Source organism: Parahoeflea alexandrii (genome assembly GCF_027214025.1).
In the GTDB taxonomy this organism is placed as follows: Bacteria; Pseudomonadota; Alphaproteobacteria; order Rhizobiales; family Rhizobiaceae; genus Hoeflea; species Hoeflea alexandrii_A.
Genome location: NZ_JAPWHB010000005.1, coordinates 563,329 through 588,273 on the forward strand (window position 1 = coordinate 563,329; position 24,945 = coordinate 588,273).

Below are 24,945 nucleotides of genomic sequence, written 5' to 3' on the forward strand. Positions count from 1 at the left end.
TTTGCCCCATTTGCAATCACAAGGACCGCATAGCATCTCGCGATCATAGGTCCCAGTCCTCGATCGGGTGTTCGCTGGCCGGACGAGAACTGAAACAAATCAGCGACGGCGAGCTCCCTTGCCATCCTGGATCATGCCAGCCGATCAATGCACATCAATGGGTTCTGGGCCTAGCTATTTCCGGCCAAGTCCAGACCGTACCATCATCCGCGATCACCTGGTTTGCCACGCGGTGTGCGTTTCAAGCTGGAAACCCACAAAGTCAAACGCGAGAGTATGTCGCTTCGCACTGCGACTTGATAAGGTACATTTCCGCCTCGTGGGTGACACAAAGACGGTGCCACCGGGCGTCATCCATATCGGTCGCGCGCCAGGCTGTCAGCGTGACATAGCATTGCTCTTTGCCCAATCCGCAGATGTCGGCGGGCACTATCCTGGCAGACACTCTGGGAACCATGTGTTCCGGCGACCCCAGGTGATAATCTACAATCAGGCGGTCACGATCTGTCTCGATTTCGAAAAACCCTTGCGCGCCGTCAAACAGCGAATGACCGGAGTGGGTCCTTGTCTGCTTCACAGATCGGGTATTCATGCAACCAAGCGACCATTGTCCAAGAGCGATCGGATCGGCCATGAAAGTGAATGCGGCTTCGGCCGGCACATCAAGAAGGCCGGTCACGCTGTGCGCGTAGTTTGAAGACGGATTGATCATGCTGCCTTCGCAACTCCTCTCAGCCCGGCAAAGAGCCGGTCAACGCCTTCCGCGTTCGTTACCGTTCCCGGCGAAAGCCGCATGGTCCGCCCCCGGCAATCGGTAAAAATGCCCTGATCGCGCAACCGGTCGACCGACGACGCGGGGTCGGCCCCCTCCGGCAGTTTCAGCATGATGCTGCCTCCCCGGCGCGCAGCGTCGCGCGGGCTTGCCAGCTCCATGCCGAGCGAAGGCGCGGCATCGATGATGGCCTGGCCGAGGCTGCGGTTATGCGCAAGCAAGGCGGGCTGATCCTGCCGGGCGTGCCATTGCAGCGCCGGCACGGAACCGGCGCAAGCCAGCACCGAAGGTGTGCCGTGGTCAAAACGGCGGGCGTCGCCGGCATAGGCGAAGGCGTCGAGATCCCATGAAAAGATGTTGTCCTGGCTGAACCAGCCGCGCAGTTCGGGCTCGCAGGTCGCAAGCAGCGGCTCCGCCACGTGGATGATCCCGGCGCCGGGCGTTCCGCACAGCCATTTGAGGCTTGTCGATACTGTGAAGTCCACCTGCGGTTGGTCGACGTGGAACGGCAACAGACCTACGCCCTGGGTGATGTCGACGCCGACCAGGCTGCCCATCTTGCGCCCATGGGCGACGAGGATTTCGAGGTCGCAGCGGTGCGAGGCGGTGGACGTGACGAAGGTCAGCAAGGCAAGCCCGACGCTCTCGTCCCAGGCCGCGATCATGTCCTCGTCGCGGACCCAGCTTTCGCCCGGCCGCAGCGGCACGGTTCTGAGCGTGAAGCCGAACCGTTTTGCCAGGCCCACAAGTAGGAAGTGCAGACTCGGAAAGCAGTCGCCCGCAACCAGCAGCGTCCGGCCCTTGAGATGATGTTCGGGCAGGGCCCCGATGAGACTGTAAAGCGCGGTCGTTACGTTCTCCGCTGAAGTGAGCGTGCCTTTCGGGGCTCCAATCAGATCGCTCCACAGGTCGATGAACTGCTGCCGCGCGCCCAGCGCCCGCATCCACTGGCCGTCATCCAGCGCGCCCCAGCTCTTCGAGAAGCCGGAAAACGCGGCCTCCATGTCCTCGGCCTTGCCGGGATACATGCCGATCGAATGGTAGAGGAAGTAGCCAGAACCGTCTTGTGTCTCTTGTGTCATGATCGTTCATGCTGCCTTTGTCATTGTCTTAGAAACCGAGAACGCCGGGAAGCCAGAGGCTGATGCCGGGGAAGGCGGCAACCAGCACCAGCATGCCCAGCGTCACCAGCAGGAAGGGCGCTGTCGAACGCAATAGCGGCCCCAGTCCGCAGCCGGCGATTTTTTCCGCAGCGAACAGACACACACCAAGCGGCGGCGTGAGCAGGCCGACATTCAGGTTGAGAATGGCGACAGCTCCGAAATGCAACGGGTCGATCCCGGCCCGCGTTGCGGCGAGCGAGAGCAGCGGGCCGAACAGGATGATGACGGTGGTCGGATCGATGACCATGCCGAGCACCAGCAAGATCAGGTTGAACACCAGCATCGTGCCCAGATAGCCCAGGCCCCAGTTCTCGACCGTGGCGCCAACCAGTTGCGGCACGTTCTCCATTCCCATCGCCCAGGAGAATGCCGCGCCGCAGCCGACAATGATCAGCAGTTGCCCGGAAAAAAGCGCTGAGCGGCTGAACACATCGGCCAGCGCGGACAGGCGGATCGACCGGTAGAGGACGACGGATACGATGAGCGCATAGGCAGCGGCAATGCCACCGGCCTCCGTGGGCGTCATGATCCCGCCGAGCATCCCTGTGAGGATGATCACCGGGATCATCAGCGGAACAAGGGCATGGCCGGTGGCGCGACCGATGGCGCGCGGCGAGCGGTCCATCTCGACGCGTGGAAAATCGTAGATCCGCGCCTGCACAGCCACCAGCCCCATCTGGACAACCCCGATCAGCAGGCCCGGGATCAGCGTCGCCGCCATCAGCGCGCCGATCGAGACATCCGACATGGAGCCGTAGATCACCGCGATCAGCGACGGCGGAACCATCGGCCCGATGATCGACGAGGAGGCAGTCACCGCCGCTGCATAGGCCGGCGTATAGCCCTGGCGGATCATCGCCGGGATGAAGACGCGGCCCAGCGAGGCGATATCGCCCAGCGCCACGCCGGTGATGCCGGAAAACAGGATCGATGCGCCGACATTCACCTGGGCAAGCCCGCCGCGCATCCAGCCGAAGATGGCGTTGGCGAAGTTGACCAGACGGTCGGTGATTTTTCCGGCGTTGACCATCTCGCCTGCGAGGATGAACAGCGGCACCGCCATCAGCACGAAACTGTCCATGCCCTGGTAGACCCGCTCGGAGGTGATCGGAAGGAAAGACCAGTTTCCGGTCATGGACACCCAGACCAGGACAGAAGCCATCATGGCCCAGGCAATCGGAAGGCCGACCAGGATCAGGCCCAGAAAGCTGACGAGAAGGGCAAGCAGGGAAAGGGTCACGAGCGGGCGTCCCCGGCGATGATGCGCAGCATCGCGAACACCGATGCAAAGAAGAACGAGATCGGCAGGATGCTGTAGGGGTAGGAAAGCGGGATCTGCATCCCCTCGCTGGTCTGGCCGGCGGCAAACATCATTGTGTCGGCGCCGAACCAGATCAGCGTCAGGAAGACCATGAGCGAAATGACATCGAGTAGCACCTCCAGGATCCGCCGCGCCTTGGGCGACACCGCGCCCAGCATGGTCGGCACGAAATCGATCCGGATATGGGCGGCGTCGCGTACCCCGATCGCGGCGGCGAGCAGCGCCATCCAGATCATGGCATAGCGTGCCGTTTCCTCGGTAAAGAGCGGGACGCTGCCCCAGCCGTAGCGGCTGATCACCTGGAAGACCACGAGCATGGCGAGGGCAACCAGACACAGCGCCGCGATGGCGCGCAAGCCCTTGTCGACAAGGTCGATGATGATGCGCGCCATCGAGGTCATGGTTTATTCCGCCGCTTTTGCCGCACGGATTGCGTCGTCGATCAGGGCAGGTGTATCGACATTGTCCTTGAGCCAGCCAATGGCTGCGGGCTGCATGACATCGCGGAACGCCGCCTTGGCGTCCTGGTCAAGCTCGATGACGGTGACGCCGTTCTGCTTGGCGAATTCAATGGCGCCGGCTTCCATTTCGCGGGACTTGGCGCGGTTGAACGCGATGGCCTTGGTTGCCGCATCGGTGATCACCTTCTGCTTGGCCTCGTCGAGGCCGGTGAAGAAACGGTCATTGATGCCGAGGGGGCCGAACGCATAGGTGTGGCCGGTCAGGGTGAGATGCGACTGCACTTCATAAAGCTTGACCAGGTTGAAAACCGAAACCGAATTGTCCTGCCCGTCGACGACGCCGGTCTTGAGCGAGGTGTAGAGTTCGCCGAAGGCGACTGGAGCTGCCGACGCGCCGAGCGCCTCGACTGGTATCGTCGCCAGCGGACCGAGCACGCGCATTTTCAGGCCCTGCATGTCAGCGGTTGCCTGGATCGCCTTGTTCGCGCTGAAATGCTTGAAGCCGCCCGATTCCCACCATCCGAGAACCCGGATGCCGGTCTTTGCTCGCACGTCTTCCGCCAGTGCCTGTCCAAAGGGACCGTCAAACACCGCCCAGGCGGTTTGTTCCGTGGGAAACAGATAAGGCATGTTGAGGATCTGGATGTCGCGGTGGATGGTCGCGTAATTGCCGTCGGCCGCGTCGCTCATCTGGATGACGCCGCGCCGCATCTGGTTGAGGCGTTCATTGGGTGCGCCCAGCGCTCCGGCATAGACGAGGTTGACCGTCATGTCGGAATTGGCTTCGACTTCCGACTTGAAGGTTTCGTACATTCCGTTGACGAAATCAAAGCCTGTCGCGTTCTGAGGCAGGGAAAGGCCCACCTTGATCTCCTGGGAGAGCGCCGGCGCCGCGGTCGCCGCCATGACGGCGCTGGCAAGCAGGATTGATCGAATAAGAGTTTTCATCAAAATTCCCCATTCTGGTTTGGCCTCGGTTGACCCGATGACCGTTCACTCGGTGTCGCGTCACAAGCGCGAAGGGCCGACACGTCAAAAGCTTCAGGTTATCCGGCCCGGCTCCATCTCCCGAAGATCACCGGTCAGCTCTGACCGGGCCTTTTTGGGAGAACAGGTCGATGCCGACAAGCCGACTGTTGCACTGGAACGATACGGGCTTCTCCGGGTGGAGAAAGACGAGGAATAATCATCCCAATAACATTTTGTCATCATGCGGGGGCTGGTTGGCGCGGGACAGGTTGCGCGCCGCAGATCCGAAGCTGGCAGCAAGCGCCGCGGCCGCCGGCGTGAAAAAGCTCGCCCGCCGGCGGATCAGGCACAGCTCGGCACTTTCCAGACGGTCCTCGATCGGCACCTCGACAACGCCTGCAAGCGTTGCGATGCTCTTGACCATTTCGCTCGGAATGAGGCCGATCAGATCGCTTGACGCAACGGTCATGATCATGGCGGTGAACGTCTCGCAGGTCAGTTGGCAAAGCGGCCGGGGCATGTCGAGTCGCTTCGCCGCGGCGTGCAGGGCCTGAGCCGTGGCGCTTTCCTGGGTCGGAAGCACCCATTCGGCACCCGCAAGCTCTTTCAGTCTCGATGCCGATGCGAGCGGATGGCCGCGCCGCACCACCGGCGAAAGGGTCGTTGCCATCAGCGGTTCGCGGACAAGGTCTTCAGGCCAATCGGTTTCGGGCGCAGGCGCGACGGCGAAGTCGAGCGAACCTTCGCGAACCTGCGGCAGCAGGAACGGATAGGCGCTGGCCGCGATACGCAAGCTGATATCGGGCCATTTCTTGCGAAAATTGGTGAGCACCACAGGCAGGAGCAGCGTACCGGGCAGATGCGACAGTGCAACCGAGATCGAGCCCTTCCGGGCCCCCTTGAGCTGGTCGAGCGCTTCGATGGACGTCTTGAGTTCCGAATCGATAAGCCTTGCATGGGCAAGCAGCACCTGCCCGTATTCCGTCAGAACCGCGCCATGCACGGAGCGGTCGAACAGGCGGACATCAAGTTCCGCCTCCAGCCTCTGCAGGGCTTTCGTGACAGCTGGCTGGGTGAGCCCGAGGACACGCGATGCGGCGTGCTGGCTGCCGGTGTCAACGATTGCGAGAAATATCCTGAGCGGATTGAGTCTCATTGGCCTAGGCCCTTCTTCGGTCTCAGGTTTCAGCTGCTGTTGTCGTGGGATGTGAACTCACGTGCATGATGACCTCTTGCCCAGTGGTCGACGCCTGTGAGTAAGTCCGATCCACCTTGTGTTCCATTCGGGACTTGTTTGCAATTTGGCTTGGGCGAAGTGGTCGAGTTTACCGTCTTGGGGGAGGAGGATCAGTGGAACGAGCAAGCGTGCGAACTGCTGGGAAGCGGTATTCAAGGAACATCCAGAGTTCTTCCGCGTCAACTCGGGAGACAACGAGGCGTCCCTGGTGTGGAGGGGGCAGTTCCCTCGAAATTTCAATGTGGACGACATCAAGGAAACTGTTCCGGACGATGAAATCGATGGCACCGCAGAGGACCGTGTCAGCCGAAAGCGCCTGGATGCCGAGCAGATTACTGCGCTGATAGATGTGGCCGTCAAGCCTCATTCGTCTCCGGCAATTCGCTAGATTCCACAAGATCCTTCAAGACAGCAAGAAACGCGGCGAGTGTCGGGGATATGTCATTACGCCTGTGCACCAGGTTCAGGGCTTGGGATACATTGAGATCCCTGATCGGAGCAAACCGTACGCCGTGGGGTTGGCGCCACTGCTGAAATGCGTTCGCAAAAGCCAGGCCTGCCCCTGTGCTGACCAAGGCAAGGATTTCCGTTTCGTTGGTCGGCTCCGCCACGTAATTCGGTGAAAAATCAACGGTGGAAACGGCATTGTCCAGATCATCGAAGAACTTCGGGCTGGCCGCGCGCTGGAAGCCGATCATGGAGTATCCCTTGAGATCGCGCAGATAGATGTCTTCCTTCTCGATCAGCGGGCAGCCCAGCGGCATCGCCAGGATGACCGGCGAGTCTGCCAGATGGATCGCAACCAGATCCTCAATGTTGAGCGGGTTGTAGACCAGGGCGGCTTCGGTATTTCGCTGCCGCAGATGGAAGAGCTGCAGCGCGGTGGGCATGGTTGCCAGCGAAACCTCGACATTGGGATGAAGTTCCCGGAACATACGAAGCGTGTCGGGGATCAGTCCGTGCCACGCCACGCTCTCGATCAGGCTCAAACGCAGCACACCCTGCTGGCCGGTCGAGACGGAGCGTGCCGAGGCGATGCTGCGCTGGAGCTGAAGTTCCAGTTCCTTCATCTCCGACAGCATGACACGGCCGGCCGGAGAGAGCCGCACACCGCGCGGCAGCCTCTCGAACAAGTCAAAGCCGAGCTCCGCCTCAAGCATTTGCATCTGACGGCTCAGAGCCGGCTGCGCGATCCGCAACCTCTTGGCGGCACGGCCGAAATGCTCTTCTTCTGCGATGGCGATGAAATACCGGATTTGTCTCAATTCCATTTCTATTGATACCATTTCGGCATCAGACGAAGCAAGGCTTTGAATTGGACGCAATCCCTGGGCGGCGGTTAGTCTTCGATGGAGAGTCTGCTTTCAGGCACTTTCTGTGCGCAGCGCTGGCGGACTGGCCTGTTGGTGCGGGCGAGCCTGGTCGCGATGCCGACTGGATCGGACAGGCCGGGAAGACAGGAAGGGGAGATGTTCAGCATGCATCTGTTGAAAATAATGTCTTTTGTCGAGCGGACACTCCTGCTGCTCTCCGTGCTCATCCTGCTCGCAATGGCCGTCATCACCTTTTTGGATGTCACCGGCCGCTATCTTTTCAACGCGCCGCTACAAGGCGCGTTCGAGTTGATCGGCATGGGAATGGCGCTGTTGATTTTCACAGCCCTTCCGGAGGTCACGGCCCGCGGTGCGCATGTGGCGGTGTCGCTGGCGGGGTTTCTACCCCCGCGCATTCAGGCGGTGCTGCGGGTGATGATGGCGGTGTTGATATCCGCTGCGTTCTGCATTCTCGCCTGGCGATTGTTCGAGCATGGCAAGCGCATGTCCGACTACGGCGATTATGCCATGTTTACCGGCATTCCCTATGCGCCGGTCGCGTTCTTCATGGCGGTGTGTGCTGCGGTGGCGGGGGTGTTTCGCGTGGTCCGGCTGGGCCTCGATCCCCAGGACCTTCTGACCGAAAAAAAGGACGCACCGGAATGACCGCAACCCTGATTGCCCTTTTGCTGCTGTTTCTGTTCCTGTTTTTGGGGTTGCCGATCGGGATCGGCATGGGCGTTGTCGGCGTCGCCGGATTTGCCTGGCTCATCGGTTTTTGGCCGGCAATGCATATGCTGGGGCAAACTTCCTATGACACCGTGGTCAATTACAACCTGTCGGTTCTGCCGCTGTTCATCCTGATGGGCCATCTTGTCTCGCAGGCGGGGCTTTCGCAAAAGCTGTTCGAGGCTGCCAACGCCTGGGTCGGACATGTGAAGGGCGGCCTGGCCGTGGCTTCGGTGATGGCCTGTGGCGGGTTCTCAGCCGTCTGCGGGTCCAGCATGGCGACGGCAGCCACGATGGGGCGCGTCGTGATCCCGACCATGCGCAGCTACGGCTACGACGCCGGGATCGCGGCGGGGGCGGTGGCCGCCGGCGGCACGCTTGGCATCCTGATCCCGCCCAGCGTTCTTCTGGTCGTCTACGGCATTCTCACCGAGCAGAATATCGGAGCCCTGTTCGCCGCCGGCATTCTGCCCGGCATCCTGGGGATCATTCTCTACAGTGCCGCTGTCATGGTCGTGGCCCATTTCGCCCCGCGCAAGGCTCCTTCAGGACCCCGCAGCAATTGGAGCCACCGCATCTCGGCGCTCAAGGGGATTGCGGGCGTCGCCATCCTCTTTCTTGTCATCATGGGTGGGATCTATGGCGGAGTTTTCACGCCCACCGAAGCGGCGGGGATCGGCGCGGTCGGGGCGTTCCTCATGGCGTTGCTGTCCGGAAACCTGACCTGGAAGATATTTAACGAAGCCCTCGTCGACACCGTGCTCACAACGTCGATGATGTTCATTCTCGTGATCGGGGCGATCACTTTCACGAACTTCATCAACGTTGCAGGGTTCCCTCAGGCCATCAACGCCTTCCTGGCGGAATACCGGCCTTCGCCGATGACCGTGATCCTGGCGCTCGTCATGGTCTATCTCGTGCTCGGCTGTTTTCTGGAGAGCCTGTCGATGATCCTGCTGACCGTGCCGGTGTTTTATCCGGTGGTTGCCGGCCTTGGCTTCGACCTGGTCTGGTTCGGGATCTTCATTGTCATTCTGGTGGAAATCAGCCTGATCACCCCGCCTGTGGGCCTGAACATCTTTGTCCTGCATTCCGCTTTTCCAGACATCAAGCTGTCGACCATCTTTCGCGGTGTCCTGCCTTTCGTCGCCGCCGACGTGGTGCGTCTGGCGCTGGTGATCTTCATCCCGGGAATTGCGACCCTTCTGCCGAGACTATTCTTCTGACCCTTCAACAAAGCAAAGGACACTGATATGAGGCTTTCTTTTCTGGCGACGACCCTCGTTGCGATGGGCATGACAACCGGTGCGGCCCTGGCTGAAAACGTCACTCTGCGGTTTTCCAACTGGTTGCCGCCAACCCATTACATCGTCACCGAGATGATCCAGCCCTGGATGGACAAGGTCGCCGAGGCGACCGAGGGCCGCGTCACCTTCCAGATCCAGCCCGCGCTCGGGGCCCCGGCCGCCCACCTGGACCTTGTCGCGACCGGTGTCGCGGATCTGGCCTTCATGCCGCATGGCTACACGCCCGCCCGTTTCAAGCTGACCGAGATTGGCGAACTGCCCTTCACGTCGGATGACGCGGTGTCGAATTCGGTGGCGTTCTGGCGCACCTATCAGAAGTTCATGATGGGCGAGGACGAGCACCGCGGCGTCAAGCTGCTTTCGATCTGGACGACGACGCCGTCGCAGCTGTTCCTGGCCGGTGAGGTCACCAGGCTGGACGAAGTCGCGGGCAAGAAAATCCGGGTGACGAGTCCGACGCTGGAGGCGGTTGCGCGCACGCTCGATCTTACCTCCATCACGGCGGCGAGCTCCGAGATCTACGAAATGATGTCGCGCGGAACCGTGGACGGCACCTTCTTCCAAAGCGACTCCGTCGTTGCCTTCCGTCTTGTGGATTTCGTGAAGTCGCAGATCTCCGTGCCCGGCGGATTTGTCCATTCCAGCCAGATGCTGATCATGAATCCTGCCATGTGGGACAAGATCTCGGCCGAAGATCAGGCCAAGATTGATGCGCTTTCCGGCGAGGCGATGTCGCGCGCCTTTGCCGAGGTCTGGGACGCCAAGGCAAAGGAAGGCGACGTGACACTGGCCGAGGCGGGTGTGACCGTCACCGAAGTGGGCGGCGAGGCGCTTGACTCCCTGAAGCAGGATTTGTCCTTCCTGCGCACCGATTGGGTCGCTGCCGCCAATGATCGCGGCATCGACGGCGAAGCCGCCCTGGCGTTCTACCACGCACAAATTGAAGAGCTTTCGGCGGAATAAACCAAACAAGGCAAGGCGTTGAGCCTTGCCTTCACTCACTTGAAAAGGACATTTGATGATCGACCAACATTGCCACACGAGCAGCATCAGGGTGAAACGATCCGCTGCAGCAGTCTTTGACCTGATGTCCGATGGGATAAAGCAGGGGCACTGGGCCTGGGGCAGCTTTCAGCGCGAGGAAGTCAGCAAGGGCCTGTTTGTCGGAACGTCCGTCTTTGACGGACAGCAGACCTTCGTGCGCCTGAACAGCGATGTCGAGCGCCTGACCGTCGACTACGAGGTCGGCAAGTCGGAAGCAAACATGCAGTTCCGGAACATGTCGCGCGTTCTGCCAGGACCCGTGGTCGGCTTGAGCGACGAGGAATGCATCGTCAGTTTGATAACATGGCGTTTGGCGTCGCAGGACGACGATAGCTGGTCACAGATTGGAACCGTGCATGAAGCGGAAATGTATCTGATCCGGGGCCTCGCTGAGCGCGGCTTGCCCAACGCCTGAACTTCCGGCGGGTATCCATTCGATCGTTTTTCGATTGGATTGCTGTTGGAAAGCTTCCCGCCGGGCTCAGCAGTCCGGTATGTGTTTGATGATCTGTCAATTGAATTCAGCAGCAAGGTTTCCTCGTTTTGACGGGTGGTTTCCACCCGTCAAAACGGACAGTTACCATCTCAGTCCCGGCAAACCCAGGCTCGGGGACGCCGCCTTCTGCACGGTGCCAGCATCGCCAGGATTTGCGGTTCGCTAATCCTGCCCGTCTTCATCAAGTATTCTCGATCCTATTGCCGAGAAAACTTGCACTTGAAGCCCCACCTGTCGTGCGGGGCAGCACCGTAATGGTGTGAACGCTGAATGATCCGCTCATGGGTTCGATGCACCTCTGCATTATCGAGTGTGACCCGACGCAACGCCGGTGTCATTTTCGGGAGAAATCACCGATTCGTGGGCCTACAAGGACGGCGCGCGCTCGCAGTTTTGCTCTGAAGTGGCAGAAGAATGGAGCGCCGCGCCGGGAGAAGATGAGAATTATGTCTACGCTATAGCCCTCTAAGTTCACGACTGGACGTCAAACAACCCTTCGCCACCGAAGAGCTGTTTGCGACCTCATGGTGGCCACGGGATCGATTTTGGCTGCATCCTAAAAGCCGACGATCTGCAGATGTTGGTTAATGTACAGGGGTTCGCAATTTAGAAGCGACGCCGGCGCGCGTCGTCCTGCTGGACGATGAGTCCGCTTTCGCTAATCTGGCCATCTCCAAGAAGCGCGAGGATGCGAAAGCGGTCGAGGCGGAGGAAGCGGCTGGACGCGCCGAACAGGATGCCATTCGCGACTTGCATTCAACTCTGGAAGCCAAGGGTCGCTGCATGGACCGCGAGGCGTTTGATGCGGACGTGTCTTGCGCCGGCAAGCGCGCCGGGTTGAAGCTAGCTGCGCCGATCAAGACGGCAGTCTTTGCCGCGCTGGGCGAGCGCGATCCGAAAGCCGCGATTTGCCGTGACGGCAAGGGCAGGCCGGAATCAGACAGCGAATTGCACGACACCGAGAACATCCCGCTGGCCGGTACGTTGTACTTGTGCCTGCCACTTGTCATTGCGTTTTCTAAGGGATGCCACGTCGGGAACTCCTGTCAGTGTGACCAGATTGGGACCGGTGACAAAACAGGGTTGTTCTAGGGCTTGTTCGTCCGCGCATAACCCATTGTGTTTGCTAGGTTATGTAGTGGCGCACCCGACAGGATTCGAACCTGTGACCTCTGCCTTCGGAGGGCAAGTCGCATACTCCGCCTTTTCCCCGCCACCGGCGCCATTATCTCTATAATTGTATGAATATGTTGACATTTCTGGTATGGCGATAACAATGTTGTTCGCCACGCTTCGCCATCACACGGGTTAATTTGGTGAGTTTCTGGTGAGTTTTCCTAATCGTCAATCGGGAGGGACGCAGATGGCAAAACTGACAAAGTCTGTAGTCGACGCGGCCGCGCCGCGCGAAAAGCAGTACACAATCTGGTGCAGTGACCTTAAGGGCTTCGGCCTGTTCGTGCAGGCGAGCGGCGTACGGACTTACTTCGTCGACTATCGAAATTCAGCGGGCGTCCGGCGTCGCATGACGATCGGACGGCACGGCACTGTCACAACAGAGCAGGCGCGCAAACTTGCGATCGCAACCCTTGGAGAGGCGGTTCGGGGCGTCGATCCTGCAGCCGAGCGCAGGTCGCGCAGAGGATCGATCACGATGAAGGAACTGTGCGAACAATACTTGGAGTTGGCTGACAAGGGCCTCATCCTTGGAAAGGGCGATCGACCGAAGAAGGGGAGCACGCTATACACAGACAAGGGTCGGGTCTATCGGCACATCGTACCATTGCTTGGCTCTAAGTTAGTCAAAGACATCAAATCGGCTGACGTGAGCAAGTTTATCCGCGACGTAGCGGCGGGAAAGACGGCAATCACCGCCAAGACCGCAAACAAGCGCGGAAAGTCCATCGTGAAAGGAGGGCTGGGCACAGCGGCACGCACGGCAGGCCTTCTCGGCGGCATTCTCTCGCATGCGGTGTCCGAAGGAATAATCGAGAGAAATCCTGCGCAGGGCGTCCGGCGTCCGGCCGATCAGCGCCGGACGCGGCGACTCAATCGTGAAGAGTATCGCCGCCTCGGCCAGGCGATCGAGGAACTTGCTGGAGACGAGACCGATCAAGCGATCCTTGCGGTGAAGCTGTTGGCACTGACGGGGTGCCGATTGGGAGAGATTGCGCGGCTACGATGGAGCGAGGTGGATAGCGCGGCGCAGTGTTTCCGCCTTGCGGACAGCAAGGAAGGTGCTTCGGTCCGCCCCGTTGGAAAGGTCGTTCTGGAGGTTCTCGGCGAGCCGTCGAGTGATGCGGCCTTCGTCTTGGCGGGAGCACGCAAAGCCGAGTCGTTTGGGGGTCTGCCAAAGGCATGGCAGAGGATCGCCAGGCGCGCAGGCCTTGTCGGTGTCACTCCGCACACGCTTCGGCATTCGTTCGCTTCCGTGGCTGGAGATCTCGGCTACTCCGAGCCTACGATCGGCGCAATGCTTGGTCATTCGGCTGGCTCAGTCACGAGCCGCTACATTCATCACCTTGATGAAGTGTTGGCCGCCGCGACGGACCGTGTGTCTGAGACCATCGCTGAGAAGATGTTTGAGGACGTCGCTGAGGGCGGTTCGTCGAAGCGAGCGCGGGCCGAAGGCGAAAGTCAACGAAATTCCCCGCGCGAGGCGGCCTAGCCAACAACATTTTCCATGCAAGGACTTATCTGTTCGGCGCGAACCGACGTTAGTGTCTGTGGTGCGGCAGGGTGTAATGGGCGCGTTGGATTCAAATTCAATAGTAGCGATATTTGTCAGTTCGCGTCACTCCGTGTGATCAGCACCAAAGTTTAACCCCTGCGCCGGAAGATATCAAGCCATTGAATACAATTAATAATCTAGAAGATGGGTCGGGTCTAGATCGGCACCGATCTTGACCCTACCGAAAAAACGCAATCCGTGATGATCGCACTAGGCTATGCTTAGGCAGAAATACTTGGTTTCAAGATAGTCCTCGATGCCGTGATACGATCCTTCCCGGCCATGGCCGCTCTGTTTCATGCCGCCAAAGGGTGCGATTTCGGTGGAGATCATGCCGGTGTTTGCGCCGACAATGCCGAAATCGAGCGCTTCCGCTGTCCGCCAGATCCGGTTCATGTCGCGGCCGAAGAAATAGGCTGCAAGGCCGAAAGGCGTATCGTTGGCCATCTCCAGAACCTCGGTCTCGCTGGCGAAGCGAATGATCGGGGCCACCGGGCCGAATATTTCCTCGTGAAAGATATCCATGGCGGGCGTCACGCCAACGACGATGGTGGGTTCATAGAAGGACCCGCCAAGCGCGTGCGACTTGCCCCCGGTGGTGATCCGCGCGCCCTTCACGATGGCATCTTCGAGCAGGACATTGACCTTATCCACCGCAGGCTGATCGATCAGAGGCCCGATCTGGGCGCCGTCACCGAATCCATCGGAAACCTGCAGCTGCCGGACGCGCGCGGACAATTTCTCGACGAATGCGTCATGGATTTTATCCTGCGCGAACAGACGGTTCGCGCATACGCAGGTCTGGCCGGCATTGCGGTATTTTGACGCGATCGCCCCCTCGACGGCCGCGTCGAGATCGGCGTCGTCAAAAACGATGAAGGGCGCATTGCCGCCCAACTCCATGGATGTGCGTTTCATCGTCCCCGCGCACTGGCGGACGAGTTCCTTGCCGACTTCGGTGGAGCCGGTGAAGGACACCTTGCGGATCATCGGGTTGGAGGTGAGCTCCGGACCGATTTCCGAAGACGAGCCGGTGACGCAGGACAGGACGCCCGCGGGCACGCCCGCGGCTTCCGCCAATACGCACAGCGCCAGCGCCGTCAGCGGCGTCTGGCTGGCCGGCTTGATGATCATGGTGCATCCGCTTGCCAATGCCGGACCGGCCTTGCGGGTGATCATGGCCGCCGGGAAGTTCCACGGCGTGATGGCCGCGCACACCCCGATCGGCTGCTTGAGTATGACAATGCGCTTGTCCCGCTGATGGCCTGGGATGGTGTCCCCGTAGATGCGCTTGGCCTCCTCGCCGAACCATTCGATATAGGCGGCCGCGTAGTCGATTTCGCCGATCGCCTCGGAAAGAGGCTTGCCCTGCTCGGAGGTGAGAATGGCGCCGAGATCCTCGCGATTGTCGCGGATGAGTTCGAACCAGCGCCTCAATATCGCGGCCCGCTCCTTGCCGGTCCGCGCGGACCAGTCCTTCTGGGCCCGATGCGCGATTGTCACGGCATCACCGACTTCGGCCGCAGAGAATGCCGGCACGTTGGCGACGCACTGGCCCGTGGCGGGATTGGAAACCGGAATCGTCCTGCCGCTCGCAGCCGCTTTCCATTCGCCGCCGACAAAACAGACCTGGCGAAACAGTGCGGGATTCCTGAGATTTTTAAGAGACATGGGCAATCCTTCGGATCAGCGGATTTGGAGCGTCCGCAGTGCGACGCTGCGGATGGCGTCGATCGGCACCGGACGCCGGGTCTTGGCGTCGACATAGACATGGACAAAAAAGCCCTCGGCGGCGGCGCTCTCGGCCTCATTGGCAAATAGGCCAACCTCGTAGCGGACGGAGCTCGTTCCGATCCTGGTGACCCTGATGCCGGCCGTGACCAGGTCGGGGAACGCCATCTCCGCGAAATAGCGGCAGCCGGTTTCGACCACCAGGCCGAACGTTTCGCTTATGCGCGGATCGAGCAGGCCTTTTTCGATCAGCCAGCCGTTCACGGCCGTGTCGAACAGCGAGTAATGCACCACATTGTTCATGTGGCCATAGACATCATTGTCCATCCAGCGGGTCTGGATGACATAGAAATCGGCGTAATCGCTGCGCGTCGACGGGCCCTGTCGCTCGGCCATCACCAGGCCGCCCTGTAAATTGCCAGCGCATCAGATTCGGTGACCTCGCGCGGATTGTTGACCAGCAGACGCTGCTGCACCATTGCGTCGGAGGCCATCTTGGCGAGCGCGGTTTCGGGAATGCCGACATCGCGCAGCCGTGTCTTCATGCCCAGCCTGACGGCAAGGCCGGCGAGTTCATCGATGAAGGCCGAGCAGATGGCCTGGCTTCCGGCGTCCCTTGGAAGATGGGGGAAGGCGTCGTGCGCAATCTCAGCATAGACCGCGCCGGCGTTTGGCGCGTTGAAGCGCAGCACATGCGGCAGCACCAGTGCGTTTGACAGACCGTGCGGCACGTGGAAGGTGCCACCGATCGGATAGGCCAACGCGTGAACGGCTGCCACGGGCGAATTGGCGAAGGCCTGCCCGGCGAGCATGGAGCCGAGCAACATTGAGCCGCGCGCCTCGACATTGCGGTCGTCAAACACCGCGGCCTCGATGTTGGCGCCAATCAGTCGAAGCGCCTCGCGCGCCAGCAATCTCGACAGCGGATTGTTGTTGGCGTTTTTCGAAGCATAGGCCTCAATGGCGTGCACCATGGCGTCGACGCCGGTCGCCGCGGTGATGTCGGCGGGCAGACCGAGCGTCAGGTCCGGATCGAGAATGGCGATATCGGGGAGAATAACAGGCGAGGAGACACCACGCTTTTCCTCGTCCCCGACCGTGATGATCGACACCGGGGTGGCTTCCGAGCCAGTGCCGGCCGTCGTGGGAATCAGCAAGAGCGGCAGCCGTGGCCCTTTGGCGTTGCCGACCCCCCATGCCTGATCGAGATCCTCGCCGGAGCCCAGCAACAGGGCGGCGAGCTTGGCGACATCGAGAGAGGATCCGCCGCCAAAGCCGACAACGCCGGTGACCTCCGCCTCGCGCCCCGCTTCCACGGCAGCCAGCAGGGTTGCCAGGCCGGGGTCTGCCTCCACAGTGTCAAACACCGTGACCTGGATCCCCGCGGTCTCCAGGGAAGCGATCGGCGCATCGCTCAGTCCGATCTTGCGCAGGCCCGGATCGGTGATGAAAAGGCAGCGCCTGCCGATCAGGCCGGCACTGCTCGCGGCGAGTTCGGCCGCGGCACCAGACCGGAAGACAATGGATTTGGTCGTGTTGAAAATGAAAGGATACATCAGCCTCGCCCGTTAGTTCTTGTGATTGAGTTCGTAGATTTCGCGAAGACGATAGCGCAGAACCTTGCCCGATCCCGTCCGCGGTATCGACTCGATAGGGACGAGATCATGCGGCAGCTTGTAGGAGGACAGGGTTTGCAGACAGAAGTCCTTTACCTGCTGCATTTCAGGCATTGCTTCCCGCGCAACGATGAAGGCCACGGGCACCTCGCCCAGGGTCTCATGGGCGACGCCCACTATGGCGCAGTCAATGACGCCCTCCATTTTCTGAACCGTCTCCTCGACTTCCGCAGGCGAGATATTCTGGCCGCCGCGGATGATCAACTCCTTGAGCCGACCGGTAATGGTGAGGAAACCGCTGGGATTGGCGCGTGCGAGGTCGCCTGTGTGGTACCAGCCGTCCCTGAGCGCCGCCTCGGTCGCCTCGGGCTTGGCGTGGTACCCCCGCATGACATTGGGACCTCGGACAATCAGTTCGCCTTCGCCGCCCTGGGCCACGTCCTTGCCGCTGCCCGGATCGACGATACGGACGGCAAGGCCGGGCAAGGGCAGTCCGCAGGAGCCCGGGATGCGGCCTTGGCCGGGCCAGTTCATGGTCACCATGGTCGAGGTTTCGGTGATGCCGTAGCCGTCCAGCAGCTCGACGCCGAAATAGTCTTCGAACTGCTTGTTGAGCGCGGCGGGCAGGATGGCGCCGGCTGACACGCAGCGATCGACCGATTCAAACGGGTTGATCCCGGCCTCCTTGGCCGCCAGCATCAGGTAGTGGAACATGGTCGGCACCCCCGGCATCTTGGTGAACCGGTTGGTGCCCAGAAGAGCCAGGGCCTCCTGGGTCGAGAACCGCTCCATGACATATTCGGTCGCCCCGTTGGCGACGATCGAGAGCACGCAGAAATTCAGGGCATAGGAATGGAACAGCGGAAGCGGCGAGAGCACCACGTCGTCCGGACCCAGGCCAAATATCGGCGCCCAGCAGGCCGCATTGACCCAGAGCATGGACCTGGTCGTCAGCATGACGCCCTTTGGCTGTCCGGTCGTTCCAGAGGTGTAGACGATCATCGACACCGCGTCGATGTCGTCCTCCGGGAGTTCAATTCCCTTGGCCGGACTGGCGCACAGCGTGGCGAAGCTCGCGGGGTCATCGCCTCCGTCTGTGTAGATTATGGTATCCGGACATTCATCCCCGAGTGCCTCGAGCGACTTGCTGTTGACGACCCTGGTGACGATCAGGCCGATGGCTGCATCGCGAACGCGGTAGGCCATTTCAGTCTGCTTGGCATCATGGGCGATCGGCACGGCGATCGCGCCCGCGCGGATGGCGGCCAGCGTCGCCACCACCCAGTCGACCGAGTTCGGCAGCCAGATGCCGACCGTGCCGCCCGGCTCAATCCCGCGGTCGCGGAAATGCGTGGCCAGCGCTGCGACCTCGTCATTCAAGTGGCTGTAGTTGATGCTTCGTGCGGCATCCTCGAACGCCGTCTTGGCGCCGAAGGCCCCGGCCTGGCGTTGCAGCAATTCGGCCAGTGGTGCGATGAGATCGGTCCGGATCATGTTTTCCCCCTCCCTGAGCGTTGGCTCAGACCATGCTGAAGCCGCCATTGGCGCTGATTACCTGGCCAGTGATCCAAGACGCTTGGTCGGAGGCCAGGAATGTCACCAGAGGCGCGATGTCGTCAGGCGTGCCGATCCGGCGCAGCGGATAGGCCTTGACGATCTTCTCCATGTTCTTGGCGAGGAAATCCGCGTCCGAGTGGGCCGTCTGCACCAAGCCGAGAGAGACGGCGTTGACGCAGACATTCGAGCGGCCCAGTTCGCGTGCCAGCGACTTGCCGAGAGCCACGGTGCCCGCCCGTGCAGCGGCGGCCAATGCCAGATTGGCTTCCCCGATGCGGGAGCTGTCGCCGATGAGGCTAATGATGCGACCGCCGTTCTGTTCGATCATGTAGGGAGCGACCGCGTGGCAGCAGTGCAGAGCGCCATAAAGACAGGTATCAATCTGGGCCTTCCAGTCGGCGGGACCGCTTTCGACGAAACGCTGGTATTTCACATAGCCTGCGTTGTTGACGAGAATGTCGATCCGTCCGAAATCCGCGACCAGGTCGGAGACCATCCGCTTGACCTCTTCGTAGTCGCCAATGTCAGCCTTGTAGGCTTTGGCCTTGCCGCCGCTTGCCAGGATCTCGTCCACCAGCCTGGCGGCCTCGTCCGCGGAATTGCGATAATTGACGGCAACGGCAGCGCCTTCGGCAGCCAGCGCCTTGGCGATGTGGGCGCCGGTGTCGCGTCCACCGCCGGTAACGAGGGCGACCTTGTCCTTGAGTCCGAATTCCATGGTGTTATTCCCTATCCTTGGTAAGATTTTTGGCGGCGATGAGCCGATGAAGCTTGCTGGGTGTGATCGGCAACTCCGATATCCCGATGCCAAGATGCGCCAGTGCGTCGGCGACAGCATTGGCAATGGCCGCCGGCGCGCCGATGGTGCCGCCTTCGCCCATGCCACGAAAACCGCCCGGATTGTCCGGGAGCACGGTTTCGAGATGAATGACCTCGATATGGGGTGATTCCGCCGAGGTGGGGATCAGGTAATCGGCAAGGCTGGCCGAGAGCAACTGCCCGGTTGCGTCGAATTCCAGCTCCTCCAGCAACGCCACGCCGATACCCTGGACGACGCCGCCATGGACCTGGCCGTCCACCACCTGCGGGTTGATCATCCTGCCGCAGTCTTCCGCGACGACGAAGCGGGTGAGACGGATCGACAATGTTTCCGGATCGATCTCAACTTCGGCGATATGCGTCGATGAGGTAGTCGTTCCCAGAACAGGATCATAATTTTCCTGAGATTCGAGGGTCTCTCGGGCGGCCAGCGGCAGGGTCGCCATGTCGGAATAGACCGCACGCGCCAGCTCGTCGAATCCGATGCGATGGTTGGTGCCTGGCACGTAGATCTCGCCGTCGCCGGTTTCCACTCGGTCAGGGTCGACGTCGAACAGCCGGCCGGCCACCCGTTTGACCTTTTTCAACAGGGCGCGGGTGGTGATGATCGCGGCGCCGCCGCCGATCACCGCGCTGCGACTGGCATAGGTGCCGGTCCCATGCGCGGTCATGCCGGTGTCGCCCTGAACGATCTGCACGTCCTGCGGACGCACGCCGAGCTCTTCCGCAACGATCTGCGCCAGGGTCGTTTCCAGGCTCTGTCCGTGCGAAGCCGTGGCGAAGGTGGCGATTACCGCGCCGGTGGCGTCGATGCGGACGGTGGCGGTTTCGTTGCCGGTGTTGATCGGCATGCCCGGCGCGACAGCAATGCGGGAGCCGATCCCGGTCAGTTCCGCATAGGAGCCTATTCCCAGGCCAATCCAGCGGCCTTGCTCACGCGCAGCGATCTGGCGCGCCTTGAATCCCGCGTAATCCACGGCCTTCACCGCGGCGTCCAGGCACTCGGTGAAACCGGAGTGGTTCCAGATGATGCCGGACCCGATCCGGTGGGGAAACTCGTCGGGTTGCACCATGTTGCGACGGCGGATTTCGGCCCGGTCCATGTCGAGCTTCTGCGCCGCCATGTCGACAAGGCGCTCTAGCGCGAACACCGCCATGGGCCGACCCACGCCACGATAAGGTCCTGTCGGCGGCTTGGGCGTGCAGACTCCACGCACCCTTCCCCGGTAATGTGGCGTCTTGTAGGGGCCGGGCAGGAAGCTTGCGACTTGCACCGGTTCCAGAGCCGCCGTCCAGGGGTAGATGGAGTAGGCGCCGATGTCGCCGATCACCTCCGCCTCCAGCGCGATGAACATACCGTCATCGTCGAAAGCGAGCCTGGCTTCGACATATTCATCGAAGCCCTGGCTGGTGGAGGTCAGATCCTCCAGCCGGTCGCTGACATACTTGACGGGTCTGGCCAGGCGCCGCGCGAGGGCGGCAACAATGATTTCTTCGGGATACAAGGATCCCTTGCCGCCAAATCCGCCGCCGACATCGGGCGCGATCACGCGAATGCGGTTGCCGGCGATGTCGAGAAGCTTCGCCAGTTCGTCCCGGACCACGCCGGGGATCTGGGTGGCCCCGTAGAGCGTCAGCGCATCCCGGCCGCGGTCATAGTCAGCCACATAGGCGCGGGGCTCCATCGCCATCGGCGACTTCCGGCGCAGGCGGAACCTGCCCTCGACCACATGGGCCGCGCCAGCTATGGCCGAGCCGGCGTCGCCGGTAGCGAAGCTGCGTTCAAGAACGAGGTTGCCGGGCACCTCGTCATGCAACAACACAGCGTCGCCGAGCAGCGCGGCTGCAGGGTCGGAGCTGGCCCCGAGCGGCTCGTAATCGACAACAACGGCATTGGCCGCGTCTTCGGCGAGATATCGGTCGGATGCCACCACGACAGCGACCGGTTCACCGACATAGCGCACGGTGTCGCGTGCCAGCACCGGGCAATGAGTAGGATGATAGTTCTTCATGCGCGAAGGCGCCACGAGATCGGGGATCTCGGAGAAATCCTGCGCCGTCAGCACCGCAATCACGCCGGGAAAGGTTGCGGCATCGTCTGTGTCGATCCCCAGGATCCGCGCATGGGCCTGATCGGATCGGACAAAAGCCAGGTGCACCATCCTGTCGAAGCGGATATCCGCCGTATATCGACCCGTGCCGGTGAGCAGGCGCGGGTCCTCAAGACGCTGGACCCGCTCGCCGATGTATTTCGGGCGTGAGGTCTCGGGCGCCGGTGCGCTTCTTATGTCCTTGGGGATGGCGGCGTCATTCATAGGCGTCCGCTCCCTTGCGCAGCGCCTGCCACTGTTCGTCGTCGTGGCCGCAGACGATCATCGCGCCTTCCGCCTCGTAAAGCCTGATCCGGGCGTAGCTGGCCAGCAGCGCTTCGGAGTTCCACGCATTTTTCGGGACTTCGTCCTGGTCGAGGTTGCGCCGCAGGCTGACTGCGTCGGACACAAGCAAAACAGCGCCGGTGCTCTCAAGCCGTGCATGCAGGCCAATGAGACCCGGCGTGTGCCCGGGCAAGGCCACCACCACGAGCTTGCCATCGCCGAGCACATCGTGGCCGTCGGTGACGGCCTCAAGCGGCATGGGGTGGTCCCATTCGCCGGCGAGATACCCCATTGCCTCGGCGCCGCTCGCCCGGGCGGCCTCAAGTTCCTCTTCGTGGCAGAGGAAGCGGGCGCTGCGGAAGAATTCGTTGCAGCCGCAGTGGTCGGGATGGAAATGTGAATTGACCACAATGTCGATATCGTCGGGGGAAAGACCCAGGTCCCGCAAGGAGTCTATCACATTCGACGTATGGTCGCCGATCGGCGTCATCACGCTGGCCAGCTTGCCCCAGCGCGCCTCGGCCGCGGTCGAGACTGACGGATGGCATCCGGTGTCATAGAGGATGTTGCCCTGCTCGTGCCGGAACAAGACCGCAATCACCGGCAATTCGATCATCTCGGTCTTGTCGGCGTCCGGGACATAGATGCGCCGTCGCATTCTCAGCCTTCCACCGTCGAGGATGTGCATCTTCATGCCTGAACTCCATCTCTTTGATTAACCAGGTCGCGAACGGCGCGCACGATGTGCTCATAGCCGGTGCAGCGGCATAGATTGCCCGACAGGGCGTCGCGGATCTCATGATCAGTAGAGAGCGGCAGAGTCTGAAGGATCTCCGAAACGGTCATAAGGAAGCCGGGCGTGCAAAAGCCGCACTGCAGGGCATGATGCTTCCGGAAAGCCTTCTGGATGTCATTGAGGTCTTGCGGCGCGGCAAGGCTTTCAACCGTCTCTACCACGGCGCCGTCGAGTTGGGCTGCGAACAGCAGGCAGGATCGGGCCACCACGCCGTTAAACCGGATCGTGCACGCCCCGCAGACACCTTGCTCGCAGCCGACATGGGTGCCGGTCATCAGCAACACGTCACGGATGAAGTCGGAGGCGAGCATCCGCGGTTCGGCGCGCCCGGTGACCGCTTCGCCGTTTAAGGTCAGGGCAATGTCAATCTTTGCGTTCATCGGGTTGCTCCCGCACGCAGAACCGCTGCCTCGAGCGCGCGTCTGGCCAGGACAGGGATGAGCGATCGCCGGTACTCGGCTGTCGCGTGCATGTCCTCGTTGGGCTCGAGCCCGTCCGCACAGCCGGGCGTGATGCTGTCGATGGCCTCCGGTCTCTGGCCGGCCAGAGCCGCCTCGACCTCAAAGAGCCGGACAGGCACGTCGCCCGCGCCGCCGAGGGCCAGGCGAACTTCCGCGATGACGCCGCGGTCCATCAGCACCGTGGCGGCCGCGGCAACCACCGCGAAATCTCCGGCCCTTTGAGCTATTTCGGTGAAAGCCATCCCGGTGCCGGGGGACAGGATCGGCAGGCGGACTGCAACCAGGATCTCGTCGTCCTCGATGGTGGTGACCAGGGGCGCGACAAAGAACTCCTCCGGTGCGGCGTGGCGTAGGCCCTCAGGTCCGGCAATCTCGATCTGGCCATCGAGCAGCGTGACGAGCAGCGGCCACTCGGCCGAGGGATCGGCATGGACAAGGCTGCCGCCGATCGTGCCCCGGTTGCGGATGGCGACATGGGCAACATGAGCCATGGCTTCGGCGATGATCGGCAGGTGGTTCCTCATCAGGTCGTGGCGCGCGGCTTCGGCATGACGGACCAGCGAACCGATGCGAATTGTCCCGCCATCCAGCACGATCTCGCCCAAGCCGGGGAGCGAGTTGATGTCGACCAGCCGACCGGGCTGAACCAGCCGGAAATTCATCATCGGAACCAGGCTTTGTCCGCCAGCAATGATCTTGGCATCTTCGTGATTGAGCGCCGCGAAAGCTTCCTCGATCGTTTTTGGCTGGCAATACTCGAAGGGTGATGGCTTCATCTCAACGGCCTTCGAATTTTGGTGGGCGCTTTGCCGCAAAGGCGTTGCGGCCCTCGGAATAATCGTGGCTTGCTGATGCCTCATCGATAAGACGCTGAGCCTCGGCGGCATCAAACGTTCCGAGGGTTAGCCCGTTGAGCATGTATTTGGCGCCCGCAATCGACAAAGGTGCGTTTGTCGAAAGCGACTTGGCGAAGGCCACCGCATCTGCCATCGGGTCCTCACTGACGGCGTCGACAAATCCGATTTCCAGGGCCTTGCGGCTGTCGAAGCGTTCGGCGGAATAGAGAATGCGCTTCGCGTTGGATACACCGACCAGAGCCAGCAGCTTCCGCGTCGCCTGGACGCCGTAGACGATCGACAGGCGGGCGGCAGGAATGCCAAAAACCGAATCGGTATGGGCAAAGCGGAAATCCGCGGACATGGACAGATGGGCGGCGCCCCCGAGCGTGTAACCGCGATTGACGGTGATGACCGGCTTTGACGCATTGGCGATGCCGGCGCAGCCGTAATCGACCGCCACTTCGTAGGCGCGGGATTTGTCCGCGTCGCCGCGCACCGTCTCGAATTCGGGGATGTCTGCGCCGGCGGAAAAGTCGGCTCCGGCGCCGGTCAGGATGATGGCGCGAACCGCGCGATCCGCGGAGAGCCCGGCAAAGATGTCGCCGAAACTCTTCCACATGGCGAGGGTTACCGAATTGCGGCGCTCCGGACGATTGATGGTGACGGTGGCGACACCGTCTTGAATGCTTGTCAGGATGTCGGTCATCGGCGGCCTGCTTCCGCGCTCACGACCGCGGCCTGGAAGTCATCGAAGAACTTGCGTGCAAGCTTCTTGGCGGTGGAATCGAGAAGGCGGGCTCCGAGTTGGGCAATCTTGCCGCCGACATCGGCGCTGGCATCATAGTGGAGAATGGTCTGTGAAGGCCCGACAGCCTCCAGACGCACGCGCGCCGATCCCTTGGCAAACCCGGCGATTCCGCCCTTGCCCTCTCCGGAAATGACATAGCTCTCGGGCGGGTTCATCTCGCTGAGCTCGACTTCGCCCGCGAAAGTGGCTTTCACCGGGCCAATCTTGAGCGTGACTTTCGCGGTCATATGAACGGGCGTGGTCTGTGCGAGTTCCTCGCAGCCGGGTATGCACTGGCGCAGGATTTCCTGGTCGTTCAACGCTGCCCATACAGTGGCGCGATCGCAAGGGATGGTGACAGAGTCATGGAGGTTCATGATGGCGCCATTCAGGACGAGGGAAAGGGCGCGGCCGGGCGGAT

24 protein-coding genes and 1 tRNA gene are annotated in these 24,945 nt (G+C 61.5%); 6 read left to right on the top strand and 19 right to left on the bottom strand.

Going from position 1 to position 24,945, the window contains the following annotated elements; all coding sequences use genetic code 11:
* Positions 1 to 262: 262 nt before the first annotated feature.
* The 7 genes from O4H62_RS18970 to O4H62_RS19000 all read right to left on the bottom strand — a co-directional run bounded on the left by O4H62_RS18970 (position 263) and on the right by O4H62_RS19000 (position 7,209).
* Entirely contained in the window at positions 263 to 712 is a 450-nt protein-coding gene (locus tag O4H62_RS18970; protein WP_269390216.1) for a hypothetical protein, read from the bottom strand.
* A complete protein-coding gene (locus O4H62_RS18975) occupies positions 709 to 1,854 on the bottom strand; it encodes an aminotransferase class V-fold PLP-dependent enzyme (protein WP_269390218.1) in 1,146 nt (381 codons plus the stop codon). Before O4H62_RS18975 ends, O4H62_RS18970 begins: the two co-directional genes overlap by 4 nt.
* 28 nt (positions 1,855 to 1,882) lie before the next feature.
* A complete protein-coding gene (locus O4H62_RS18980) occupies positions 1,883 to 3,175 on the bottom strand; it encodes a TRAP transporter large permease (RefSeq protein WP_269390220.1) in 1,293 nt (430 codons plus the stop codon).
* Positions 3,172 to 3,657, bottom strand: coding sequence for a TRAP transporter small permease (locus O4H62_RS18985; protein ID WP_269390221.1), 486 nt, complete (start codon positions 3,655 to 3,657; stop codon positions 3,172 to 3,174). The genes O4H62_RS18980 and O4H62_RS18985 overlap by 4 nt, the downstream gene beginning before the upstream one ends.
* A gap of 3 nt (positions 3,658 to 3,660) precedes the next feature.
* On the bottom strand, positions 3,661 to 4,665 hold the full coding sequence (locus tag O4H62_RS18990; RefSeq protein ID WP_269390223.1) for a TRAP transporter substrate-binding protein: 1,005 nt from the start codon (positions 4,663 to 4,665) through the stop codon (positions 3,661 to 3,663).
* A 238-nt stretch (positions 4,666 to 4,903) separates the two neighbouring features.
* Positions 4,904 to 5,842: a LysR substrate-binding domain-containing protein gene (locus tag O4H62_RS18995; RefSeq protein WP_269390225.1), complete on the bottom strand. Its 939-nt coding sequence runs from the start codon at positions 5,840 to 5,842 to the stop codon at positions 4,904 to 4,906.
* Positions 5,843 to 6,279: 437 nt separating this feature from the next.
* A complete protein-coding gene (locus tag O4H62_RS19000) occupies positions 6,280 to 7,209 on the bottom strand; it encodes a LysR family transcriptional regulator (RefSeq protein WP_331284474.1) in 930 nt (309 codons plus the stop codon).
* A gap of 183 nt (positions 7,210 to 7,392) precedes the next feature.
* Between O4H62_RS19000 and O4H62_RS19005 the strand changes: the two genes are divergently transcribed.
* The 5 genes from O4H62_RS19005 (at position 7,393) to O4H62_RS19025 (ending at position 11,904) form a co-directional block, all read left to right on the top strand.
* Positions 7,393 to 7,902: a TRAP transporter small permease gene (locus O4H62_RS19005; RefSeq protein ID WP_269390227.1), complete on the top strand. Its 510-nt coding sequence runs from the start codon at positions 7,393 to 7,395 to the stop codon at positions 7,900 to 7,902.
* Positions 7,899 to 9,191 carry a TRAP transporter large permease gene (locus O4H62_RS19010; RefSeq protein WP_269390228.1) on the top strand — a complete coding sequence of 431 codons (1,293 nt, stop codon included), beginning with the start codon at positions 7,899 to 7,901 and terminating at the stop codon, positions 9,189 to 9,191. The genes O4H62_RS19005 and O4H62_RS19010 overlap by 4 nt, the downstream gene beginning before the upstream one ends.
* Before the next feature lie 27 nt (positions 9,192 to 9,218).
* Positions 9,219 to 10,235, top strand: a complete 1,017-nt coding sequence (locus tag O4H62_RS19015) for a TRAP transporter substrate-binding protein (protein WP_269390230.1) — start codon at positions 9,219 to 9,221, stop codon at positions 10,233 to 10,235.
* Positions 10,236 to 10,290: 55 nt separating this feature from the next.
* Positions 10,291 to 10,731, top strand: a complete 441-nt coding sequence (locus O4H62_RS19020) for a hypothetical protein (RefSeq protein ID WP_269390231.1) — start codon at positions 10,291 to 10,293, stop codon at positions 10,729 to 10,731.
* Between the two features lie 831 nt (positions 10,732 to 11,562).
* Positions 11,563 to 11,904, top strand: coding sequence for a hypothetical protein (locus tag O4H62_RS19025; protein WP_269390233.1), 342 nt, complete (start codon positions 11,563 to 11,565; stop codon positions 11,902 to 11,904).
* Between the two features lie 47 nt (positions 11,905 to 11,951).
* Here the strand turns inward: O4H62_RS19025 and O4H62_RS19030 are convergent.
* Positions 11,952 to 12,035, bottom strand: a tRNA-Arg gene (locus tag O4H62_RS19030).
* A 140-nt stretch (positions 12,036 to 12,175) separates the two neighbouring features.
* Between O4H62_RS19030 and O4H62_RS19035 the strand changes: the two genes are divergently transcribed.
* Positions 12,176 to 13,480, top strand: coding sequence for a site-specific integrase (locus O4H62_RS19035; RefSeq protein ID WP_269390234.1), 1,305 nt, complete (start codon positions 12,176 to 12,178; stop codon positions 13,478 to 13,480).
* Positions 13,481 to 13,753: 273 nt separating this feature from the next.
* Here O4H62_RS19035 and O4H62_RS19040 read toward each other — a convergent pair whose 3' ends face one another.
* Genes O4H62_RS19040 through O4H62_RS19090 form a run of 11 tightly spaced genes read right to left on the bottom strand, consistent with a single transcriptional unit; the run spans position 13,754 to position 24,901 of the window.
* Complete coding sequence (locus tag O4H62_RS19040) at positions 13,754 to 15,214, bottom strand: NAD-dependent succinate-semialdehyde dehydrogenase (protein ID WP_269390236.1); 1,461 nt, start codon at positions 15,212 to 15,214, stop codon at positions 13,754 to 13,756.
* Positions 15,215 to 15,229: 15 nt separating this feature from the next.
* On the bottom strand, positions 15,230 to 15,670 hold the full coding sequence (locus O4H62_RS19045) for an acyl-CoA thioesterase (RefSeq protein ID WP_269390237.1): 441 nt from the start codon (positions 15,668 to 15,670) through the stop codon (positions 15,230 to 15,232).
* The gene (locus O4H62_RS19050) at positions 15,670 to 16,830 is read right to left on the bottom strand and encodes an iron-containing alcohol dehydrogenase (protein WP_269390239.1); all 1,161 of its coding nucleotides are present in this window, start codon (positions 16,828 to 16,830) and stop codon (positions 15,670 to 15,672) included. Before O4H62_RS19050 ends, O4H62_RS19045 begins: the two co-directional genes overlap by 1 nt.
* A 12-nt stretch (positions 16,831 to 16,842) precedes the next feature.
* Positions 16,843 to 18,384, bottom strand: coding sequence for a class I adenylate-forming enzyme family protein (locus O4H62_RS19055; protein WP_269390240.1), 1,542 nt, complete (start codon positions 18,382 to 18,384; stop codon positions 16,843 to 16,845).
* Positions 18,385 to 18,409: 25 nt separating this feature from the next.
* Positions 18,410 to 19,165, bottom strand: coding sequence for an SDR family NAD(P)-dependent oxidoreductase (locus O4H62_RS19060; protein WP_269390241.1), 756 nt, complete (start codon positions 19,163 to 19,165; stop codon positions 18,410 to 18,412).
* 4 nt (positions 19,166 to 19,169) lie between these two features.
* A complete protein-coding gene (locus O4H62_RS19065; protein ID WP_269390242.1) occupies positions 19,170 to 21,581 on the bottom strand; it encodes a xanthine dehydrogenase family protein molybdopterin-binding subunit in 2,412 nt (803 codons plus the stop codon).
* Positions 21,574 to 22,335, bottom strand: a complete 762-nt coding sequence (locus O4H62_RS19070) for an N-acyl homoserine lactonase family protein (RefSeq protein WP_269390243.1) — start codon at positions 22,333 to 22,335, stop codon at positions 21,574 to 21,576. Before O4H62_RS19070 ends, O4H62_RS19065 begins: the two co-directional genes overlap by 8 nt.
* The gene (locus tag O4H62_RS19075; protein ID WP_269390244.1) at positions 22,332 to 22,817 is read right to left on the bottom strand and encodes a (2Fe-2S)-binding protein; all 486 of its coding nucleotides are present in this window, start codon (positions 22,815 to 22,817) and stop codon (positions 22,332 to 22,334) included. The genes O4H62_RS19070 and O4H62_RS19075 overlap by 4 nt, the downstream gene beginning before the upstream one ends.
* Positions 22,814 to 23,674, bottom strand: coding sequence for an FAD binding domain-containing protein (locus O4H62_RS19080; RefSeq protein ID WP_269390245.1), 861 nt, complete (start codon positions 23,672 to 23,674; stop codon positions 22,814 to 22,816). The genes O4H62_RS19075 and O4H62_RS19080 overlap by 4 nt, the downstream gene beginning before the upstream one ends.
* Before the next feature lies 1 nt (position 23,675).
* Positions 23,676 to 24,443, bottom strand: coding sequence for an enoyl-CoA hydratase-related protein (locus O4H62_RS19085; RefSeq protein WP_269390247.1), 768 nt, complete (start codon positions 24,441 to 24,443; stop codon positions 23,676 to 23,678).
* On the bottom strand, positions 24,440 to 24,901 hold the full coding sequence (locus tag O4H62_RS19090; protein WP_269390248.1) for a CoxG family protein: 462 nt from the start codon (positions 24,899 to 24,901) through the stop codon (positions 24,440 to 24,442). The genes O4H62_RS19085 and O4H62_RS19090 overlap by 4 nt, the downstream gene beginning before the upstream one ends.
* Between the last annotated feature and the right edge of the window lie 44 nt (positions 24,902 to 24,945).

Bases quoted from the DNA above. Each gene is read 5' to 3' on its own strand.
- O4H62_RS19085 (WP_269390247.1), bottom strand. From the start codon at position 24,443: ATGACCGACATCCTGACAAGCATTCAAGACGGTGTCGCCACCGTCACC.
- O4H62_RS18995 (WP_269390225.1), bottom strand. From the start codon at position 5,842: ATGAGACTCAATCCGCTCAGGATATTTCTCGCAATCGTTGACACCGGC.
- O4H62_RS19010 (WP_269390228.1), top strand. From the start codon at position 7,899: ATGACCGCAACCCTGATTGCCCTTTTGCTGCTGTTTCTGTTCCTGTTT.
- O4H62_RS19020 (WP_269390231.1), top strand. From the start codon at position 10,291: ATGATCGACCAACATTGCCACACGAGCAGCATCAGGGTGAAACGATCC.
- O4H62_RS19070 (WP_269390243.1), bottom strand. From the start codon at position 22,335: ATGAAGATGCACATCCTCGACGGTGGAAGGCTGAGAATGCGACGGCGC.
- O4H62_RS18990 (WP_269390223.1), bottom strand. From the start codon at position 4,665: ATGAAAACTCTTATTCGATCAATCCTGCTTGCCAGCGCCGTCATGGCG.
- O4H62_RS19040 (WP_269390236.1), bottom strand. From the start codon at position 15,214: ATGTCTCTTAAAAATCTCAGGAATCCCGCACTGTTTCGCCAGGTCTGT.
- O4H62_RS19050 (WP_269390239.1), bottom strand. From the start codon at position 16,830: ATGTATCCTTTCATTTTCAACACGACCAAATCCATTGTCTTCCGGTCT.
- O4H62_RS19090 (WP_269390248.1), bottom strand. From the start codon at position 24,901: ATGAACCTCCATGACTCTGTCACCATCCCTTGCGATCGCGCCACTGTA.
- O4H62_RS19065 (WP_269390242.1), bottom strand. From the start codon at position 21,581: ATGAATGACGCCGCCATCCCCAAGGACATAAGAAGCGCACCGGCGCCC.
- O4H62_RS19075 (WP_269390244.1), bottom strand. From the start codon at position 22,817: ATGAACGCAAAGATTGACATTGCCCTGACCTTAAACGGCGAAGCGGTC.
- O4H62_RS18975 (WP_269390218.1), bottom strand. From the start codon at position 1,854: ATGACACAAGAGACACAAGACGGTTCTGGCTACTTCCTCTACCATTCG.
- O4H62_RS19055 (WP_269390240.1), bottom strand. From the start codon at position 18,384: ATGATCCGGACCGATCTCATCGCACCACTGGCCGAATTGCTGCAACGC.
- O4H62_RS19000 (WP_331284474.1), bottom strand. From the start codon at position 7,209: ATGGTATCAATAGAAATGGAATTGAGACAAATCCGGTATTTCATCGCC.
- O4H62_RS19080 (WP_269390245.1), bottom strand. From the start codon at position 23,674: ATGAAGCCATCACCCTTCGAGTATTGCCAGCCAAAAACGATCGAGGAA.
- O4H62_RS19015 (WP_269390230.1), top strand. From the start codon at position 9,219: ATGAGGCTTTCTTTTCTGGCGACGACCCTCGTTGCGATGGGCATGACA.
- O4H62_RS19035 (WP_269390234.1), top strand. From the start codon at position 12,176: ATGGCAAAACTGACAAAGTCTGTAGTCGACGCGGCCGCGCCGCGCGAA.
- O4H62_RS18970 (WP_269390216.1), bottom strand. From the start codon at position 712: ATGATCAATCCGTCTTCAAACTACGCGCACAGCGTGACCGGCCTTCTT.
- O4H62_RS19005 (WP_269390227.1), top strand. From the start codon at position 7,393: ATGTTCAGCATGCATCTGTTGAAAATAATGTCTTTTGTCGAGCGGACA.
- O4H62_RS19045 (WP_269390237.1), bottom strand. From the start codon at position 15,670: ATGGCCGAGCGACAGGGCCCGTCGACGCGCAGCGATTACGCCGATTTC.
- O4H62_RS18985 (WP_269390221.1), bottom strand. From the start codon at position 3,657: ATGACCTCGATGGCGCGCATCATCATCGACCTTGTCGACAAGGGCTTG.
- O4H62_RS19060 (WP_269390241.1), bottom strand. From the start codon at position 19,165: ATGGAATTCGGACTCAAGGACAAGGTCGCCCTCGTTACCGGCGGTGGA.